This window comes from Streptomyces sp. NPDC058534 (assembly GCF_042717365.1).
GTDB lineage: Bacteria > Actinomycetota > Actinomycetes > Streptomycetales > Streptomycetaceae > Streptomyces.
In genome coordinates this window covers 23,471-43,000 of sequence record NZ_JBHXNW010000048.1, presented here as the reverse complement: position 1 = coordinate 43,000, position 19,530 = coordinate 23,471, and the positions used below count along the sequence as shown (strand labels likewise).

Here is a 19,530-nt window from a genome sequence, read left to right as displayed (position 1 = left end):
GTCACCTCCTTGGGGGCCCGGCCCCGGCGTCGGCCGTGGAGCGGTTGGGGGCGGTCGGCCTCCGCCGGGCTCATGCGGGCGTCTCCCGCCAGGCGGGGGCGTTGCGGTGGCGCCACAGGCCACTGAGCCGGTGCCAGGTCGCGGTGGGTGGGATGAGCGCGCTGGTGACCAGGATGGTCGTGATCTCGTGGCGGGTGCGCGGGCCGGGCGCGATGCGGGCCCAGGCGAACTCGGCGGTGCCGGCGGCCCAGCCGAGGCCGGTGACCGCCGCGGCGCGGGGCCGCCCGGCGACGGTGAGGGCGACGGTCGCGGCACCCGCCGCGGTGATCGTCGCGTGGCGTCGGATCCGGCCCCGGGGCGCCACCGCCTTGGCCCACCAGTCGGGACCGTGCAGCCGTCGCATCAGGGCGTCGTCGGCGTTGGCCCGCTGCTGCCCCAGGGACACCCAGCGGGCGGCGGGCGGCACGGGGTGCCGGGTGGTGCGGCGGCCCCGCCGGATGCGCCAGCCGGCGTCGAGGACGCGCAGCGCGAGGTCGGCGTCCTCCCGGAAGGCGCGGGTGAAGCGTTCGTCGAAGCCGCCGACCTGCTGGAGCACGTCGGTGCGGTAGGCCATGTCGGCGTTGGTCCAGCGGGCCCGGGCGAGCCCCGCGGTGTCGCGCTCCCAGTCGGTGGGGCGGCGCTCTCTGGGCAGCGGGACGGCGATCACGCCCTGCACGGCACCGGTGTCGGGGGCCGCCTCGGCGAGGTCCTGGATCAGCTGGCCGCACCAGTGCGGGCCGACCTGGACGTCGTCGTCGAGGAACGCGGTCCAGGGTGAGGTGACCGCGCGGAGCCCGGTGTTGCGGGCGGCGGCGGGGCCGCGTCCGCCGCTGCGCAGGACCACCGTGCGCTCGCGCAGGTCGCCGAGGACGGTCAGCGGGTGCTCCAGCGCGGCGGGGTCGGCGCCGGGCCCGGGCCGGTCGTCGACCAGGACGATCTCGTCGGGGCCTGGACCGGTCGCGGCGGCCAGCGCGGCCAGGCAGTCGGCCAGGGTGTCGCGGACGAGGGTGGGGACGACGACGGCGTAGCCGGTCCCGGGGCCCCCGGTGCCCCTTCCGGTACCGCTTCCGGCGCTCATGCGGATGCCCTCCCCCGGCGCGCCGGGGGGCCGGGGCGCCGCAGCGGGTCGCGCGGGTCGTGGAGGGTGGCGTCGGTACCGAGGTTGCGCATGAGGGGTGCTCCGAGCGGCGAGGTGTCGCGGGGGTCCGTCTCGACTTCGCGGGTGCCGCGGCGCGGTCGCCTCAAACGCTCACGGACACCCTCTGTTTCTGGACATACATCCATATGTCACCGAGCGTGAGGTCTATGGATGGACTGCTGGTGGGCGCGGCGCCACCCGGACCGACCGACGACACCCCGGGGCCCGCGTTCCCTACGATCGTCGCGTGGTCACCTTCTCGCTGGAACGCACCGCCCCACTCCCCCTCGACGAGGCGTGGCGCCGCCTCACCACCTGGCCCCGTCACGGCGACGCCGTACCGCTGACCCGGGTCACCGTCGAAACGCCGGGACCCACGCGCCGGGGCACCGTGATCGTGGCCCGCAGCGGCGGCGGTCCGTTCGCCTTCGACGACCGGATGGAGGTCACCGTCTGGCAGCCGCCCGAGGACGACACGCCGGGCCGGTGCCGTCTGGAGAAGCGCGGCCGGCTGGTGCGGGGCTGGGCCGAGATCGAGGTGCGCCCGGGTCCTGGCGGCCGGACACGCGTCCTGTGGCGCGAGGAACTGGACGTCCGGCTCCTGCCCTCCGTCTTCGACAGCGCGCTCGGCGGCTCGGGGCGCTACGTCTTCGGCCGCGCGGTCAACCACCTGCTGCGGCGCCCGTGAACCCGGGGTGGCGGACGAGGTACGGGCCGGCGACCAGATCGCGCGGCGCGCCTCCCCGCACCCGTTTCCCGCGTACCGTGCCGTCATGTCTGCCAGAGCGCGCACCCTCGTCCAACTGTCCGTCGCCGGAGCCCTGTTGACGCTGGCCGTGGCGGCACCGCCCGCCTCCGCCGGCCGGGGCCACACCGTCCCACTGCGCATCGCCACCTACAACATCCACGCCGGCACGGGTTCGGACGGCGTCTTCGACCTCGACCGGCAGGCCGCCACGCTGCGCGCCCTCGACGCGGACGTGATCGGCCTCCAGGAGGTCGACGTGCACTGGGGGGACCGCAGTCAGGGGCTCGACGTGGCCGGGGAGTTGGCGCGGCGGCTCGGGATGCGGGTGTCGTTCGCGCCGATCTACAGCTTCGACCCCGTGACGGCCGGCGGCCCCCGGCGCGAGTACGGCGTGGCGGTGCTGTCCCGCTTCCCGATCCGGTCCGCGGCGAACCACGAGATCATGCGCCTGTCCACGCAGGACGAGAACCCGGTGCCGGCTCCCGCGCCCGGGTTCGGCGAGGTGACGCTCAAGGTGCGCGGGGTGCCGGTGCAGGTGTTCGTGACCCACTTCGACTACCGGGCCGACCCGGCCGTGCGGGTGGCGCAGGTCGCCGATACGCGGCGGATCATGGCCCGGGAGCGGGCGGCCCGGCCCGGGGCACGCCAGGTGCTGCTCGGCGACCTCAACGCCGAGCCCGCGGCGCCCGAGCTGGGTCCGCTGTGGCGAGAGCTGCGCGACGCCGGGACGGGCACCGGTGGCACGTACCCGGCCGCGGCTCCCGTGAAGCGGATCGACTACGTGGCCGTGGGCGAGGGCGTGCGGGTGCGAGGCGTCACCGTACCGGAGGAGCCACTGGCCTCGGACCACCGGCCGGTGGTGGCGGACGTGTCGCTGACACGCCGCTGAGGGGCGGGAGACCCGCCCGGGATCGCTGAGGTGCGGCAACCCCGACCGGAACCGGCGGGCGGCACGGAAAGCACGACCGGGGCCGGCCAACGGCACAGCAACCCTGACCGGAATCGGCCGACGGCACGGCAACACCGACCGGAACCGGCGGGCGGCACGGCACCCCCACTGGGACCGGCCGACGACACGGAAACCACGACCGGAACCAGCCGACGGCACGGGAGGCACGGCCGATACCCGCTGGTGGGGACGCGCGTCCCCACCGGCGCCGCTGACGAGACGGGAACCCGACCGGGCCGCCCCCAGGCCACCGCCCCTACGCCACCGACCCGATCCGCCCCGCCGGTGCCGTCGGGCCGTCGTGGTGGATCGGGGTGTGGGCGCCGGTCAGGGAGGCGCCCGTGCCGCCGCGGCGGGTGGCGACGATCTCGGCGGCGATGGACAGCGCCGTCTCCTCGGGGGTGCGGGCGCCCAGGTCGAGGCCGATGGGCGACCTGAGGCGGGTCAGCTCCAGGTCGCTCACGCCGACCTCGCGCAGGCGCGCGTTGCGGTCCAGGTGGGTGCGGCGCGAGCCCATCGCGCCGATGTACGCCACCGGCAGCCGCAGCGCCAGCTTGATCAGCGGTATGTCGAACTTGGCGTCGTGGGTCAGCACGCACAGCACCGTGCGCGCGTCGACCTCCGTGCGCCGCAGGTACTCGTGGGGCCACTCGACGACGATCTCGTCGGCGTCCGGGAAGCGGAGCCGGGTCGCGAAGACGGGGCGGGCGTCGCACACCGTCACGTGGTAGCCGAGGAACTTTCCGGCGCGGACCAGTGCGGAGGCGAAGTCGATCGCACCGAAGACGATCATGCGGGGGGCGGGGACCGACGACTCGATCAGCAGCGTGAGCGGCGCTCCGCAGCGCGAGCCCTGCTCGCCGATCTCCAGCGTGGCGGTGCGGCCGGCGTCCAGGAAGGCGCCCGCCTCGGCGGCCACCGTACGGTCCAGTTCGGGGTGGGCGCCGAAACCGCCGGCGCGGGAGCCGTCCGGGTGGACGACGAGCGCGCGGCCCATCAGCTCCGCCGGACCGCTGACGACCCGCGCCACCGCCGCCGCCTCCCCCCGTGCGGAGGTGGCGAGCGCGGCGGCCAGCACCGGTCGGGCGGGGTCCGCCGCCCGTACCGGTGTGACGAGGATGTCGATGACTCCGCCGCAGGTCAGACCCACGGCGAAGGCGTCCTCGTCGCTGTAGCCGAAGCGCTCCAGGACGGTTTCGCCGTCTTCGAGCGACTGCCGGCACAGCTCGTACACGGCCCCTTCCACACAGCCACCGGAGACCGAGCCGATCGCCGTGCCCCCGGCGTCCACCGCGAGGGCGGCGCCGGGCTGGCGGGGGGCGCTGCCGCCGACGGCCACCACGGTGGCCACGGCGAAGTCGCGTCCCTGCTCGACCCACCGGTTCAGCTCTTCGGCGATGTCCAGCATCTGTCGGTCCTCCTAGGACAAGGGGTACGTGAAAGGGTTCCCGTCGTGGCGGCTAGTGCACGCCCAGCCAGCTCTCGATCGGGTTGAGGGCGAAGTAGACGACGAAGATCACCGTCAGGGCCCACATGAACGCGCCGATCTCCCGGGCCTTGCCCTGGGCGACCTTGATGGCGACGTAGGAGATCACTCCGGCGGCGACACCCGCCGTGATGGAGTACGTGAACGGCATCAGGACGACGGTCAGGAAGACCGGGATCGCGGTGGCCCGGTCGGCCCAGTCCACGTGCCGGGCGTTCATCATCATCATGGCGCCGATGACGACCAGTGCGGCGGAGGCCACCTCCTGCGGCACGATCGCGGTGATCGGCGTGAAGAAGAGGCAGGCCGCGAAGAACGCGCCGGTGACGACCGAGGCCAGCCCGGTGCGGGCGCCCTCGCCGACGCCGGTCGCGGACTCGACGAAGACGGTCTGGCCGGAGCCGCCCGCCACACCGCCGATGGCACCGCCGGCGCCGTCGATGAACAGCGCCTTCGACAGGCCCGGCATCCGGCCCTTGTCGTCGGCGAGCCTGGCCTCGGTGCCGACGCCGATGATGGTGGCCATCGCGTCGAAGAACCCGGCCAGCACCAGCGTGAAGACGATCATGCCGACCGTCATCGCACCGACCTGACCCCAGCCGCCGAACTCCACCTCGCCGAAGAGCGAGAAGTCGGGCATGGAGACCGCGCTGCCGTGCAGCTCCGGAGCGCCGTTCGCCCACTGCTTGGGGTCGATGACCCCGGCGGCGTTCAGCACCGCCGCGACGATGGTGCCGGCGACGATGCCGATCAGGATCGCGCCGGGCGTGTTGCGCGCCTGGAGCATGAAGATCAGGAGCAGCGTGCCCGCGAAGAGCAGCACGGGCCAGCCGGCGAGTTCACCGGCGGGGCCGAGGGTCAGCGGGGTCGCCTCGCCGGCGTGCACGAAGCCACCCTTCACCAGGCCGATGATGGCGATGAAGAGGCCGATGCCCATGGTGATGCCGTGTTTGAGGGCGAGCGGGATCGCGTTCATGATCATCTCGCGCAGCCCGGTGACCACGAGCAGCATGATGACCACGCCGTACATCACACACATGGCCATGGCCTGGCCCCAGGTCATCTGGGGAGCGACCTGACCGGCGATGACTCCGGACACCGAGAGTCCGGCGGCCAGGGCCAGCGGCACCTTGCCGACGAAGCCCATGAGGAGCGTGGTGACCGCCGCGGCGAGCGCCGTCGCGGTGATCAGGGCCTTCTGGCCCAGGGTGTTGCCCGCGACGTCCTCGCCGCCGAGCAGGATCGGGTTGAGCAGGACGATGTACGCCATCGCCATGAAGGTGGTGATGCCGCCGCGCACCTCACGCGCGACCGTGGATCCTCTGTGCGATATGTGAAAGTACCGGTCGAGCCAAGACCGGCCGGAGGGGACGCGGGAACCCGCGCCCGCGTCCTCGGCGGTGGTCTTGGGCTCCACTGACTGCTGGGTCATGGGGCCGTCTCCCAAGGTTCAAAGGGGCACCCTCGCGGTCCGCTGGGGCGGCTGCGGGGATTTGGGATGTGCACGACCCGGGGGACGGCCCGAGGCGAACGCATGTGAGTGGTACTTCGAGGCCCGCGAGCGGACGGGTCCCGGTCTGTGCTCCGGACGGCGCGGAGTGTGTGACGTTCCAGTGCGCCGCCCGGAGGGCCAGGGGGTGTCGTCCGGATCCGGCCGGGGTCACGGGGTCTGGCACGCACATCTGCGGCGTTGTCGTCGGTTGCCAGGGCTCCGCCCTGTCGCCCTCCTCCGCCTTGCAGCTGCACGCTCCCCCACGCTCGAACAAGCTCGCGCGGGGGGACCCCCATCGCCCCCGCTCGGCTCGGTTCCATCGGCGCCGTTGCCCGGAGCCGACCTGATCCGGACGGCACCCCCTGCTCACGCCGTGCCGGTGAGGTGTTCCGGTCGTACCGGCGTGCGGTCGAGCGCCAGCCCCGTCGCGTTCCGGATGGCCGCGAGGACCGCCGGGGTGGACGACAGGGTGGGGGCCTCGCCGATGCCGCGCAGCCCGTACGGCGCGTGGTCGTCGGCGAGTTCGAGCACGTCGACCGGGATCGTCGGCGTGTCGAGGATGGTGGGGAGCAGGTAGTCCGTGAAGGAGGGGTTCCTGACCTTCGCCGTCTTGGGGTCGACGACGATCTCCTCCATGATGGCGATGCCCAGCCCCTGGGTGGTGCCGCCCTGGATCTGCCCGATGACGGACAGCGGGTTGAGCGCCTTGCCGACGTCCTGCGCGCAGGCCAGTTCGATGACCTTGACCAGGCCGAGTTCGGTGTCGACCTCGACGACGGCGCGGTGCGCGGCGAAGGAGTACTGGACATGGCCGTTGCCCTGGCCGGTACGCAGGTCGAAGGCCTCGGTCGGCCGGTGCCGCCACTCCTCCTCGACCTCGACGGCCTCGCCCTCCAGGACGTCCACGAGGTCGGTGAGGACCTCGCCGCCGTCGGTGACGACCTTGCCGCCCTCCAGGAGGAGTTCGGCGGTGGCCCAGGCGGGGTGGTAGGAGCCGAACTTGCGGCGCCCGATCTCCAGGACCTTCTCGCGCACCAGCTCGCAGGCGTTCTTCACGGCGCCGCCGGTGACGTACGTCTGCCGGGAGGCCGAGGTGGAGCCGGCCGAGCCGACCTGGGTGTCGGCCGGGCGGATGGTGACCTGGGTGACGCCCAGCTCGGTGCGGGCGATCTGCGCGTGGACGGTGACGCCACCCTGGCCGACCTCCGCCATGGCGGTGTGCACGGTGGCCACCGGCTCGCCGCCGATGACCTCCATGCGGACCTTGGCGGTGGAGTAGTCGTCGAAGCCCTCGGAGAAACCGACGTTCTTGATGCCGACCGCGTGGCCGACGCCGCGGACGACGCCCTCGCCGTGCGTGGTGTTGGACAGGCCGCCGGGCAGCTGCCGTACGTCGGCGCCCTCGCTCGACTCCCACTGGCGCTCCGGCGGCATCGGCATCGCCTTGACGCGGCGCAGCAGTTCGGCGACCGGCGCCGGGGAGTCGACCGGCTGGCCGGTGGGCATGATGGTGCCCTGCTCCATGGCGTTGATCCGGCGGAACTCCACCGGGTCCATGCCGAGTTCCTTGGCCACCTTGTCCATCTGCGCCTCGTAGGCGAAGCACGCCTGGACCGCGCCGAAGCCGCGCATGGCGCCGCAGGGCGGGTTGTTGGAGTAGAGGGCGATGGCCTCGATGTCCACGTCGTCGACCACGTAGGGGCCGACGGCGAGCGAGGAGGCGTTGCCGACGACCGCCGGGGAGGCGGAGGCGTAGGCGCCGCCGTCCAGGACGATCCGGCACTTCAGGTGGGTGAGCTTGCCGTCCTTGGTGGCGCCGTGCTCGTAGAACAGGCGGGCCGGGTGGCGGTGCACGTGGCCGAAGAAGGACTCGAAGCGGTTGTAGACGATCTTGACCGGCTTGCCGGTGCGCATCGCCAGCAGGCAGGCGTGGATCTGCATCGACAGGTCCTCGCGTCCGCCGAAGGCGCCGCCGACGCCGGACAGCGTCATGCGCACCTTGTCCTCGGGCAGGCCGAGGACCGGGGCGATCTGCTTCAGGTCGGAGTGCAGCCACTGGGTGGCGACGTACAGCTCGACGCCGCCGTCCTCGGAGGGCACCGCGAGGCCGGACTCGGGGCCGAGGAAGGCCTGGTCCTGCATGCCGAAGTAGTACTCGCCCTTGACGATCACGTCGGCGCGCGCGGCGGCCGCGTCGGCGTCGCCGCGGACGATCGGCTGGCGGTGCACGATGTTGGGGTGCGGGACGTGGCCGATGTGGTGGTCGTCGCGGCCCTCGTGGACGAGGATCGCGTCGGGCGCCGTCGCGGAGGCCTCGTCGGTGATGACGGGCAGATCCCGGTACTCCACCTTGATCTTGGCGGCGGCGCGGCGCGCGGTCTCCGGGTGGTCGGCGGCGACGATGGCGACCGGCTCACCGTGGTGGCGGACCTTGCCGTGGGCGAGGACGGGGGTGTCCTGGATCTCCAGGCCGTAGTTGCGTACCTCGGTGGGCAGGTCGTCGTACGTCATGACGGCGTAGACGCCGGCCATCGCGAGGGCCTCGCCGGTGTCGATGGAGACGATCTCGGCGTGCGCGACGGTGGAGCGCAGGATCTGGCCCCAGAGCATGTCCTCGTGCCACATGTCGGACGAGTACGCGAACTCGCCGGTGACCTTGAGGGTGCCGTCCGGGCGGAGCGTGGACTCGCCGATGCCGCCCTTGGTCTGGGAACCCTGGGTGATTTTGGTGGGTGCGCCGGTGGCAGCCATGTTCAGACCCCCTCGGACTGACGGGCCGCGGCCAGGCGGACCGCGTCCATGATCTTCTCGTAGCCCGTGCAGCGGCACAGGTTGCCCGACAGCGCCTCACGGATGTCCGCGTCGGACGGGTTCGGGTTGCGCTCCAGCATCTCGTCGGCGGCGACCAGCAGTCCAGGCGTGCAGAAACCGCACTGGACGGCGCCGGCGTCGATGAACGCCTGCTGGATCGGGGCCAGTTCGGTGCCTTCGCCGGTCTGCGAGTCGGTGCCGCCGGCCTGCCAGCGCTTGGCCCGGTCGAGGGTGGTGCCCTTGCCGGCGTCGCTTCCGCAGGCGCCGGTGGCGCAGCCCTCGGCGCGGTCCTTGGCGAACTCCGCCAGGCCCTCGACGGTGACGACCTCGCGGCCCTGTGCCTGACCGGCCGCGACCAGGCAGGAGCAGACCGGCACGCCGTCCAGGCGGACCGTGCAGGAGCCGCACTCACCCTGCTCGCAGGCGTTCTTGGAGCCGGGCAGGCCCATCCGCTCGCGCAGCACGTACAGCAGGGACTCGCCCTCCCACACGTCGTCGGCTTCCTGCGGACGTCCGTTGACAGTGAAGTTGACGCGCATTACGCAGCTCCCTCCGTGGCGTTGCGGGTGCCGCGGTACGACTCCCAGGTCCAGGTCAGCGTCCGGCGGGCCATGACGCCGACGGCGTGGCGGCGGTAGTTCGCGGTGCCGCGGACGTCGTCGATCGGGTTGCAGGCGGCGGAGCACAGCTGTGCGAACTGCTTGGCGACCGACGGGGTGATGATCTTTCCGCTGTCCCAGAAGCCGCCCTCTTCGAGCGCCGCGTTCAGGAACTCCTCGGCCGCCTTGGCCCGCACGGGGGTGGGGGCGGCCGAGCCGATGCCGGTACGGACCGTGCGGCTGCCGGGGTGCAGGGCGAGGCCGAAGGCGCACACGGCGATGACCATGGCGTTGCGGGTGCCGACCTTCGAGAACTGCTGGGGCCCCTCGGCCTTGCGCACGTGCACGGCGCGGATCAGCTCGTCGGGCTCCAGGGCGTTGCGCTTGACGCCCTTGTAGAACTCGTCGATCGGGATCAGGCGCCTGCCGCGCACCGACTCGGCCTCGACCTCGGCGCCGGCGGCGAGCAGCGCCGGGTGGGCGTCGCCGGCCGGGGAGGCGGTGCCGAGGTTCCCGCCCACGCCGCCGCGGTTACGGATCTGCGGGGAGGCGACCGTGTGCGAGGCGAGGGCGAGACCCGGCAGCTCGGCGCGCAGGTCCTCCATGATCCTGGTGTAGGGCACGGAGGCGCCGAGCCGTACGGAGTCCTCGCCGACCTCCCACTCGAGGAGCTCGCCGATGCGGTTGAGGTCCATGAGGTACTCGGGCCGGCGGTGGTCGAAGTTGATCTCGACCATCACGTCGGTGCCACCCGCGATCGGCACAGCGGTGGGGTGCTCGGCCTTGGCGGCGAGCGCCTCCTCCCAGCTGGCGGGGCGAAGGAAGTCCATGACCGGCTCTCTTCTTCGTCTACTTGTGGGGCGTACAGATTGAGCCAATCCGTGTGCGGCGGGCCCGGCTCGTTCATGTGCTGTTCACGTGGATTGGCCTCAGTACACCGTCCTGTGCTCCACCGGGGTCAGTCGCAGAAACCATGAAGGAGTTGGCTGGCCAGGGCGGGCATCTTGTAGATTCGTATGAAAGGAGGTCCTCAGTAACCTCCTCGTTTTCCTCCGGAACCGCGCGACACAGCCGCGTGACCTGGAACACTTCGAGACAGAGAACGGCGGCGACGAGAATGCGGCTGCGCGCACTGCTGGACACCGACGCGCTGGGCCTCGAGCTGCTCGGCGGCGAGGACGAGCTGGACCGATCGGTCCGGGGCGTGATGACCACCGACCTGCGGGACCCCAGCCGTTACCTGTCGGGCGGTGAGCTGGTGCTGACCGGCCTGGCCTGGCGCCGGGACGCCGACGACTCCGAGCCTTTCGTGCGTCTCCTGGTGCAGTCCGGGGTGAGCGCCCTGGCCGCCGGTGAGGCGGAGCTGGGGAGCGTGCCCGAGGACCTGGTGCTGGCCTGCGCGCGGCACCGGCTGCCGCTGTTCGCGGTGCGCGAGTCGGTGGCCTTCGCGACCATCACCGAGCACGTCGTCCGGCAGGTCTCGGGCGAGCGGGCCGGCGACCTCGCGGCCGTGGTGGACCGGCACCGCCGGATGATGACCTCGGGACCCGCGGGCGGCGGCCCCGACGTGGTCCTCGACCTGCTCGGCTCCGACCTGGACCTGCGGGCCTGGGTGCTGTCGCCGACCGGGCGGCCGGTCGCGGGCTCGAAGGCGGCGGGCCCCGCGCTGCCCGCCGAGGTGTGCGCGCGGCTGGCGGCGGAGCACCTGGCGGCCACCCGCGCGGGCCGCCGCGCCCCGCACCGGGTGCCCGTGGCGGGCAGCATGTACAGCGTCTTCCCGGTGCGGAACGGCGCCCGCGCCCCGCAGGCGGTGGGCGTGTCCCGGGAGGTGCGGGAGACGGTGCTGTCGGACTGGCTCCTGGTGGTGGAGGCGGACGCCGGGGACTGGGCCGATGAGCGGCTCGACCTGCTGTACGGCGTCACGCAGCTGATCGCGGTCGAGCGGGACCGGCGGGACGCGGCGCGCACGGTGCGCCGGCGGCTGGCGCAGGAGGTCCTGGAACTGGTGCAGACGGGCGCCGCGCCCGCCGAGATCGCGGCCCGGCTGCGGGTGGCGGCGCCGGTGCTGCTGCCCGGCCTCGGCGCCGCCCCGCACTGGCAGGTCGTGGTGGCCCGCGTCGAGTGGGAGGACGACGCGACGGAGACCGGCCCGGTCGCCCAGGCGCTGCTGGAGGAGATCCTCGTCGACCCGCGCGCCACGGGCCCCGAGCACTCCGACCGCATCGCCGTGGCGCACACAGGTGACGAGGCCGTCGCCCTCGTACCGCTGCCGGCGGTCTCCACCGAGCACGACGGCTCCGAGACCGGCGTCCTCGCGGACGCGCTGCTGGAGTCCGTACGGGAACCGCTCTCCGCCGGCCTGGACGGGGACGGGCGGGTCACGCTCGGCGTCAGCGCGGCCGTGCACTCGGCGGAGGGGCTGCGCGGGGCGCTGGAGGAGTCCCGGCACGCGCGGCGGGTGGCCGCGGCGCGTCCCGGCCGGGTCTGCGCGGCGGGCCACCAGGAACTGGCCTCGCACGTGCTGCTGCTCCCCTTCGTCCCCGACGACGTCCGGCGCGCCTTCACCGCGCGGCTGCTGGACCCGCTGCGGGACTACGACCGCCGCCACCGCGCCGAGCTGATCCCGACGCTGGAGACCTTCCTCGACAGCGACGGCTCCTGGACGCGCTGCGCGAACCGGCTCCACCTGCACGTCAACACGCTGCGCTACCGCGTCGGGCGGATCGAGCAGTTGACGGGACGTGATCTGTCGCGCCTGGAGGACAAGCTGGATTTCTTCCTGGCACTGCGGATGAGCTGAGGCGTGGGCGCTTCAGGACCCGGGGCGCCCGCAAACCTCGGAGGCGTGAAGTCCCACGACTTTGTGAAATCTTTCACCCATCCCCTTGGCCGGGCCGCCGGATCCGTGCTGAGATGCGGCCACCACTCGAGAGCTCGATGGCGTGCTAAGGGGAGGGCGACGTGGCGCATTCCGCCATGGCTGGTTCTGGTTGGGGAACGACCGAGGGTGACGATCCGCTCCAGACCGCGGTATGGCGGTTGCGCTCGCGCGCCTGCTGGGCCGACGCGGCGGCCCTGCTGGAGCCGGTCACCGCGGCCGCCGCGTTGCAGCGGACCGCGCTGCTGGTGGAGCGGTGCCTGTACACCGAGCAGGGCTGGGCGGAGGCCGAGGACGCGCTGCGCACCGCGGAGGCGCTGGCCCACAGCGACGACGAGCGCGGGGCCGCCGCCTGTGAACGCGGGCAACTCGCCTACGCGGCCACCGTGCACCAGGTGCGCGACCGGGCCGACGAGGCGCGGGCCGCGCTGGGCCGGGCGGCGGCGCTCATCGCGCCGGGGGCCCGGGGGCGGGCGCTGCTGGACTTCCGGCGCGGGCTGCTCGCGGAGAACCTGAGCCGCTCACCGCAGTCCGCCCGCGCGGCGTACCGGCGCGCGCACGCCGGGGCGACCGCGCACGCGCAGCCGCTGCTGCTGTCCTTCACCTGGCGGCATCTGGCCGGACTCGCCCTGCGGGAGGGGGAGTTGGCCGAGGCCCGGCACGGATTCGCCGAGTCCCTGCGGATCCGCGAGGAGCTGGGGTACCTCGTCGGTACGGCGCCCGCGCTGGCGTCCCTCGCGGACGCGGAGACGGAACCGGAGGCGTCCCGGCTGCGGGAGGAGGCCCGACGGCTGTTCCGGCTGCTGGGCGGCGTGCCGACCTGGCTGGCCCAGCAGCTCACCCCACCGGCCCCGGACGCGGCGACGGCCTGACCTTGGCGGAGAGCGGCACGCCGCCGCCGGATCACCGTCCTCGTCCCGCACTCCCGCGCCTGCCGGCGGCGTGCGCGGCAGCGGGCCCGCGGCAGGGTCGGCAGGCACTCCCGGTCGGGCGGCGACGGCCTGACCCCGGCCGAGGGGCGGCACGCCGGCCGCCGGGTCAACGTCCTCGTCACGACTCCCGCACCTGCCGGCCCGGTGCGCGGCAGCGGGCCCGCGGCACGGTCGGCAGGCGCTCCCGGTCCGGCGGCGGCGGCACAGTTGGCAGCGGCTGTAGTCGCCCTCGGTCTTGCGTCGTAGGGCGGTCTCGACGTCGGCGAGGGTCACCCGCGCGCAGGCCGTGACCCGGGCCGTCGCTTCGGTGCGCGCGGCGGGCTCGTCGCCGACGGCGGGGGCCGTGGCGGTCCGTCGCGGCTGCTCGCACCGCCCCTCGGCGAGGACCCGTCACGCGGCCGTGGCCGCGCGGCGCTGGCAGGCGACGCAGTACCGCGTGTACGGCAGGATTTCCAGGCGCTCCCCCGGGACGGGCTTGCCGCAGCCCAGGCAGGCGCCGTAGGTGCCGTCCTCGACCCGGGCGAAGGCTTCGTCGATCTCCTTGAGCACGCGTTCGATGGCGGCCAGCTGCGCGGCCATCAGCTGGTCGTCCGCCTGGCCGCTCTCGTCGAGGGCCCGGAGCTGGATCAACCGCGTGGTGCGGGCGTGGCCGAGGCGCAGCCGTGCCTCGTCGGCGGTCAGCCGCTCGGGGCGGGGTTCGGTGCGGGGTTCGGTGCGGGGGGCGTCGAGCGACACGGTGAGTCCCTTTCTCAGCTGGGCCGCGGTACGGCGGACACCGGGCCGAAGGGGCCCGGTCGTCCCCAACCATGGCCGGGCCGCGTACGGAAGCCCATCGGGCGCAGGCCCCATTTGCGCGCGGACGCGGGGCCCACCGGGCGCGGCGCCGGGGCGGCCGTATGGGTGCGTCGCGCCCCGGAAATGGGGGTCGGCCCCCATCGACCCGGCGGGTGCGGGCGGGGCAGGCTGGTCGTCCGCCCGGCCGCGACCTGGGCCGCGGCTCCCGCCGAGGGTGCGCGCGATGACCGACAGTGGAGGCGTGGCAGCCGACGCGTCGCAGAAGGAGGCGTACCCCCCGGTGTCCCTGTTCTGGCGGATCTTCGGGCTCAACGCCGTGGTGCTGGGCTTCGCCACGGCGCTGCTGCTGCTGGCTCCGGTGACCGTGTCCGTGCCGGTGCTGCTGACCGAGGCCGTGATCCTGGTGGGCGGCCTGGGCGTGATGCTGGTGGCCAACGGCGCCCTGCTGCGCTGGGGCCTGGCACCGCTGGACCGGGTCACGAAGCTGATGACCACCGTCGACCTGCTGCGCCCCGGCCAGCGGCTCCCGGTGTCCGGCGGCGGCGAGGTCCCCGAGCTGGTCCGCACCTTCAACGCCATGCTGGACCGGCTGGAGAACGAGCGGGCCACCAGCAGCGCCCGCGTCCTGCTCGCCCAGGAGGCGGAGCGGCGCCGCATCGCGCAGGAGCTGCACGACGAGGTCGGGCAGAGCATGACCGCGATCCTGCTGGTCCTGGGGCGCGCCGCGGACGACGCCGACGAGCCGCTGCGCGACGAGCTGCAGCAGGCGCAGGAGATCACCCGGGAGAGCCTGGACGAGGTCCGTCGCCTGGTGCGCCGGCTGCGGCCCGGTGTGCTGGACGACCTCGGCCTGATCAGCGCGCTGTCCTCGCTCACGCACGACTTCGCCACCCATACGGGGCTGCGGGTGCTGCGCCGTTTCGACCCCGGCCTGCCCGCCCTGGACCCGGAGACCGAACTGGTCCTCTACCGGGTGGCGCAGGAGGGTCTGACCAACACCGCCCGGCACGCGGACGCCACGCGGGTCGAGGTGAGCCTGGCCCGGGCCGGCGACGCGGTGACGCTCACCATCGCCGACGACGGCCGCGGCATCGAGGCGGCGTGCGAGGGCGCCGGCATCCGCGGCATGCGGGAGCGGGCCCTGCTGGTCGGGGCCGCCCTCGACATCACCTCGGCACCCGGCGCCGGCACCCGCATCCGGCTCACCGCACCCGTCACCAGGAAGCAGCCGTGACCATGCCCGACCCGAAGATCCGCATCCTGCTCGCCGACGACCACGCGCTGGTACGCCGCGGGGTGCGGCTCATCCTCGACCGGGAGCCGGACCTGGAGGTGGTCGCCGAGGCCGGGGACGGCGCGGAGGCCATCGACATGGCGCGGACCCACGACGCCGACCTGGCGGTCCTGGACATCGCGATGCCCCGCCTCACCGGCCTCCAGGCCGCCCGCGAGCTGTCCGCGCTGCGACCGGGCCTGCGCATCCTGATGCTGACGATGCACGACAACGAGCAGTACCTGTTCCAGGCGCTGAAGTCGGGAGCCTGCGGTTACGTGCTGAAGTCGGTCGCCGACCGTGATCTGGTCGCCGCCTGCCGGGCCGCGATGCGCGACGAGCCGTTCCTGTACCCGGGCGCCGTGACCGCGCTGATCCGCAACTACCTGGACCGGGTCCGGCACGGTGAGGAGAGCGCCGACCACGTCGTCACCCCGCGCGAGGAGGAGGTCCTCAAGCTCGTCGCCGAGGGGCACTCCTCGAAGGAGATCGCCGAGATCCTCTTCATCAGCGTCAAGACCGTCCAGCGGCACCGGGCGAACCTGCTGCACAAGCTGGGCCTGCGCGACCGCCTGGACCTGACCCGGTACGCCATCCGCGCCGGTCTCATCGAGCCCTGACGGCCCACGGAGCCCCGGGCTCCCCCGGCCCGACAGCCCACCACGAAAGAGGACGGTGCATGCGCGGGCGGCTCGCGACAGTGCTGACCGTCCTGCTGAGCGTCCTGCTGCCCCTGGTCCCTGCCTGGCCCGCGGACGGCGTCCACGTCGGCCCCGGTGGTCCCCTCGCGGCGACCGCCGCCACGGAAGTGCCGCACCCCGCCCTGGACCTGCACGCGGACGACGGGTGTACACCGGTCTGCGCCGCCCAGCCCCGGGCCCGGCACGACCAACCGGGCGAGCGCCCTACGGCACCGGACCACTACGCGACCACCACCGCGCACGGCGCGGGCACTGTCCCCGGCGCACACACACGGACGGCGGCCGCGCCCGGTCCGGTGCCGGTCTCCCCCGGCCGCACGAGCCACGACGGCGGTCGGGCACCGCCCGTCTCCTCCGGCCTGTGAGACACCTCGAACCCCCCGACCTTTCACCTTCTTCCGCCGCGGCCGCGCTCGGCCGCCGCCGCGGCGTGCCCGCCGGAGGCCCGTGTTGAAACGCTCCCGTCCCCCTTCCCGCCCTCGTACGCGCTCGCGGTCCCGTTCCCGTCCCCGTTCCCTGAATGTCCGTGCGCTCGTCGCGCTCGCCGTGATGGCCGCGTCCGTGGCCATCGCCCTGACCATGCCGATCCGCCTCGGGCTCGACCTGCGCGGCGGCACCCAGATCGTGCTGGAGACCAAGTCCACCGAGACCACCGAGGCCGACCGGGAGGCCACCGACCGCACCGTGGAGGTGCTGCGCGGCCGCATCGACGCACTCGGTGTCGCCGAGCCGACCGTCGTCCGCTCAGGCGAGAACCGCGTCGTCGTCGAGCTGCCGGGCGTACAGGACCCGAAGCAGGCCGCCGACGTGCTGGGCCGCACCGCACAGCTCACCGTCCACTCGGTGCTCGGCGCGGCGGAGAACGCCACGGACGCCAAGGACGGCGAGCGGGTGCTGTCCAACGAGTCCGGGCAGTACCTGCGGCTGAAGGACGCCACGCTGACCGGGCAGGACGTCAAGGGCGCCGACGCCCGCTTCGACCAGCAGAGCGGCGCGGGCTGGCACGTCACCGTCGACTTCAAGGACGCCGGCGGCGACCGCTGGGCCCGGGCGACCGGCGAGGCGGCCTGCCACCCGGCCGGCGATGCCCAGCGCCGGGTCGCCATCGTGCTCGACAACAAGATCATCTCCTCGCCGCAGGTCGACCCCTCCGTGGCCTGCGGAGCGGGCATCACCGGCGGCTCCACGCAGATCACCGGCTCCTTCGACGACGCGGAGGCCCGCGAACTGGCCCTGCTCATCAAGGGCGGCGCCCTTCCCGTGCCGGTCGAGACCATCGAGCAGCGCACCATCGGTGCCACCCTGGGCGACGAGGCCATCTCGGCCGGCGCCTGGGCCGCCGTCATCGGAACCGCGCTGACCGCGCTGTTCATCATCGTCGTCTACCGGCTCATGGGCTCCCTGGCCGCAGTGGCACTGCTCTGCTACGGCCTGATCTCCTACGCCGCTCTGGCCGCGATCGGCGCGACCCTCACCCTGCCCGGCCTCGCCGGCTTCGTCCTGGCGATCGGCATGGCGGTGGACGCCAACGTCCTCGTCTTCGAACGGGCCCGCGAGGAACAGGCCGCCCGTACCCGTCCGAGCACGCGGTCGGCGCTGACCGCTGGTTTCCGCAGCGCTTTCAGCGCGATCGCCGACTCCAACATCACCACGCTGATCGCCGCCGCCCTGCTGTTCTTCCTGGCCTCCGGCCCGGTGAAGGGCTTCGGCGTCACCCTCGGGATCGGTGTGCTGGCCTCCATGGTCAGCGCCCTGGTGATCACCCGCGTGCTGGCCGAGTTCGCCGCGGGCCGCCCGGCCGTCTTCCGCCGCCCGCGCATCACCGGCATCTCCTCCACCGGTCCGGTCCGTGACGCCCTGCTGCGCCGCGACCCGTTCCTGATGCGTCGGCCGCGTCGCTGGCTGGCGGCCTCCCTGGTCGTCCTCGTGGTGGCGGGCTCCGGCATCCTGGTGCGGGGCCTGAACTTCGGCATCGAGTTCACCGGCGGGCGGCTCATCGAGTACTCCACCGCCACCCAGGTCGATCCCGACCGGGCCCGGAATGCCCTCGCCGACGCGGGCTTCCCGCGCGCCGTCGTCCAGTCCTCCGGCGACAGCGACCTCACGGTGCGCATGGAGGAGCTGACCGACGCCGAGGCGGCGACCGTCACCAAGACCGTCGCCGATCTGGGCGGCGGGACGGAGAGGGTCCGCGACGAGCTGATCGGCCCGAGCCTCGGCGAGGAACTGCGCCGGGACGCCCTGATCGCCCTCGGCCTGGCCCTGGCCGCCCAGCTGGCGTACCTCGCGGCCCGGTTCCGCCTGCTGTTCGGCACGGCGGCGGTCGGCGCGCTCGCCCACGACGTGGTCATCCTGGTAGGTGTGTTCGCCTGGCTGGGCAAGCCGGTCGACGGGGTGTTCCTGGCCGCGCTGATGACCGTGATCGGCTACTCGGTCAACGACTCGGTGGTTCTCTTCGACCGCGTGCGGGAACTGCTGGGCCGGGAGCGGAAGACACCGTTCGACCGGCTCACCAACGACGCGATCCTGCAGACCCTGCCGCGCACGGTCAACACGGGCATGGGCGCGGTGCTCATCCTCGCCTCGCTGGCGATCCTCGCCGACGGCTCGCTCACCGACTTCGCGCTCGCGTTGCTGATCGGCGTGGGAGTCGGCACGTACTCCTCGGTCTTCACCGCCTCCCCGCTGGCCATCGAGCTGCACGGCCGCGACGCGGGGTCCCGCTCCGCGCGCCGCAAGGGACGCAAGGCACGCAGCACGGGGAAGTCCGGAAGGCCCGGCAGACCGAGGAAGGACGGCAAGCGCGTACCGGCGAGCCGCACGGAACGGCAGGAGGTCCCGTAGCGGCCGGCGGGTCCCGCGGGGGGACCATTTCGCTCAGAGGGGCGCCCTCGCTCAGAGGGGCGCCCTCGCTCAGAGGGGGCCGGTGAAGTGCTCCCCCACCAGGGTCCGCACCAGGTCCGGGTCGCCGGCGATCAGCGCGTCCAGCAGGGCCGTGTGCTCGTGCGCGTCGGCGATCAGGTCGGCCCGGCCGCGTACGGCGGAGGTGCCGGCCGGCGGCCACTGGGCACGGCGGTGCAGGTCACCGGCGATGTGCACGAGCTGGTCGTTGCCGGCCAGCGCGAGCACCGCGCGGTGGAAGGCGCGGTCCGCCTCGGCGTAGGTGGCCGGGCAGCCGGCGGACGCGGCCCGGACGGCGGCCTCGGCGAGGGGGCGCAGCTCCGCCCAGCGCTCGGCGGGCACCGTACGGGACAGGCGCAGCCACACCGGGACCTCGATCAGCGCCCGGACCTCGGCCAGCTCGGCCAGTTCGCGGTCGCCGCGCTCGACGACGCGGAAGCCCCGGTTGGGGACGACCTCGACGGCGCCTTCCAGGGCGAGCTGCTGCATGGCCTCCCGTACGGGGGTGGCCGAGACCCCGAACCGATCGCCGAGCGCGGGCCCCGAGTAGACCTCGCCGGGCCGGAGCTCGCCGGTGACCAGCGCGGTGCGCAGGGCGTCGAGGACCTGCCCGCGTACGGAGGAGCGCTGGACGAGGGGGCGCGGGCGGGGCGGCGGGGGTTCGCTGTGGGTGTGCTCGCCGCGGGCGGGGCCGCCCCGCGCGCGCGGGGGCCCCCCCGGGGGCCCGGGCCACCCATCTGCTGGGCGCCGACACCGAGGGTGCGCAGCGACTGGCGGACATCGACCCG

At 73.8% G+C, this 19,530-nt stretch carries 16 protein-coding genes; 8 read left to right on the top strand and 8 right to left on the bottom strand.

Annotation, left to right across the window (positions count from 1 at the left end):
- Positions 1-70 precede the first annotated feature (70 nt).
- Positions 71-1,117, bottom strand: a complete 1,047-nt coding sequence (locus tag ACFWR9_RS26745; protein ID WP_383846426.1) for a glycosyltransferase — start codon at positions 1,115-1,117, stop codon at positions 71-73.
- A gap of 307 nt (positions 1,118-1,424) precedes the next feature.
- On the opposite strand from ACFWR9_RS26745, the gene ACFWR9_RS26740 reads away from it, so the two are divergent.
- Together ACFWR9_RS26740 and ACFWR9_RS26735 are read left to right on the top strand one after the other, a co-directional pair.
- Positions 1,425-1,865, top strand: a complete 441-nt coding sequence (locus ACFWR9_RS26740) for an SRPBCC family protein (RefSeq protein ID WP_383846425.1) — start codon at positions 1,425-1,427, stop codon at positions 1,863-1,865.
- Between the two features lie 85 nt (positions 1,866-1,950).
- The gene (locus tag ACFWR9_RS26735; protein ID WP_383846424.1) at positions 1,951-2,814 is read left to right on the top strand and encodes an endonuclease/exonuclease/phosphatase family protein; all 864 of its coding nucleotides are present in this window, start codon (positions 1,951-1,953) and stop codon (positions 2,812-2,814) included.
- 316 nt (positions 2,815-3,130) lie between these two features.
- Here ACFWR9_RS26735 and ACFWR9_RS26730 read toward each other — a convergent pair whose 3' ends face one another.
- From ACFWR9_RS26730 to ACFWR9_RS26710, 5 genes are all read right to left on the bottom strand, one after another.
- Complete coding sequence (locus ACFWR9_RS26730; protein WP_383846423.1) at positions 3,131-4,282, bottom strand: XdhC family protein; 1,152 nt, start codon at positions 4,280-4,282, stop codon at positions 3,131-3,133.
- A 52-nt stretch (positions 4,283-4,334) separates the two neighbouring features.
- A complete protein-coding gene (locus tag ACFWR9_RS26725) occupies positions 4,335-5,792 on the bottom strand; it encodes an NCS2 family permease (RefSeq protein ID WP_383846422.1) in 1,458 nt (485 codons plus the stop codon).
- Positions 5,793-6,218: 426 nt separating this feature from the next.
- Positions 6,219-8,603, bottom strand: coding sequence for a xanthine dehydrogenase family protein molybdopterin-binding subunit (locus ACFWR9_RS26720; RefSeq protein ID WP_383846421.1), 2,385 nt, complete (start codon positions 8,601-8,603; stop codon positions 6,219-6,221).
- A gap of 2 nt (positions 8,604-8,605) precedes the next feature.
- Positions 8,606-9,202 (bottom strand): (2Fe-2S)-binding protein, encoded by a 597-nt coding sequence (locus ACFWR9_RS26715; RefSeq protein WP_383846420.1) that lies wholly within the window; start codon positions 9,200-9,202, stop codon positions 8,606-8,608.
- Positions 9,202-10,092 carry an FAD binding domain-containing protein gene (locus ACFWR9_RS26710; RefSeq protein ID WP_383846419.1) on the bottom strand — a complete coding sequence of 297 codons (891 nt, stop codon included), beginning with the start codon at positions 10,090-10,092 and terminating at the stop codon, positions 9,202-9,204. Before ACFWR9_RS26710 ends, ACFWR9_RS26715 begins: the two co-directional genes overlap by 1 nt.
- Positions 10,093-10,379: 287 nt before the next feature.
- On the opposite strand from ACFWR9_RS26710, the gene ACFWR9_RS26705 reads away from it, so the two are divergent.
- Positions 10,380-12,062: a PucR family transcriptional regulator gene (locus tag ACFWR9_RS26705; RefSeq protein WP_383846418.1), complete on the top strand. Its 1,683-nt coding sequence runs from the start codon at positions 10,380-10,382 to the stop codon at positions 12,060-12,062.
- A 161-nt stretch (positions 12,063-12,223) separates the two neighbouring features.
- A complete protein-coding gene (locus ACFWR9_RS26700) occupies positions 12,224-13,012 on the top strand; it encodes a hypothetical protein (RefSeq protein ID WP_383846417.1) in 789 nt (262 codons plus the stop codon).
- Positions 13,013-13,462: 450 nt separating this feature from the next.
- On the opposite strand, the gene ACFWR9_RS26695 is transcribed toward ACFWR9_RS26700, so the two are convergent.
- Entirely contained in the window at positions 13,463-13,807 is a 345-nt protein-coding gene (locus tag ACFWR9_RS26695) for a TraR/DksA C4-type zinc finger protein (protein WP_383846416.1), read from the bottom strand.
- Positions 13,808-14,147: 340 nt separating this feature from the next.
- Here ACFWR9_RS26695 and ACFWR9_RS26690 point away from each other — a divergent pair, with 340 nt between their 5' ends.
- The 4 genes from ACFWR9_RS26690 to secD all read left to right on the top strand — a co-directional run bounded on the left by ACFWR9_RS26690 (position 14,148) and on the right by secD (position 18,685).
- Positions 14,148-15,101, top strand: coding sequence for a HAMP domain-containing sensor histidine kinase (locus ACFWR9_RS26690; RefSeq protein ID WP_383846448.1), 954 nt, complete (start codon positions 14,148-14,150; stop codon positions 15,099-15,101).
- Positions 15,102-15,103: 2 nt separating this feature from the next.
- Positions 15,104-15,760, top strand: coding sequence for a response regulator (locus ACFWR9_RS26685; RefSeq protein ID WP_383846447.1), 657 nt, complete (start codon positions 15,104-15,106; stop codon positions 15,758-15,760).
- A gap of 59 nt (positions 15,761-15,819) precedes the next feature.
- Entirely contained in the window at positions 15,820-16,206 is a 387-nt protein-coding gene (locus tag ACFWR9_RS26680; protein WP_383846415.1) for a hypothetical protein, read from the top strand.
- A gap of 85 nt (positions 16,207-16,291) precedes the next feature.
- The gene (gene secD / locus ACFWR9_RS26675; protein WP_383846414.1) at positions 16,292-18,685 is read left to right on the top strand and encodes a protein translocase subunit SecD; all 2,394 of its coding nucleotides are present in this window, start codon (positions 16,292-16,294) and stop codon (positions 18,683-18,685) included.
- A gap of 69 nt (positions 18,686-18,754) precedes the next feature.
- Here the strand turns inward: secD and ACFWR9_RS26670 are convergent.
- Positions 18,755-19,530 (bottom strand): GntR family transcriptional regulator (locus ACFWR9_RS26670; RefSeq protein ID WP_383846413.1); only part of this gene is annotated, 776 nt, incomplete at its 5' end.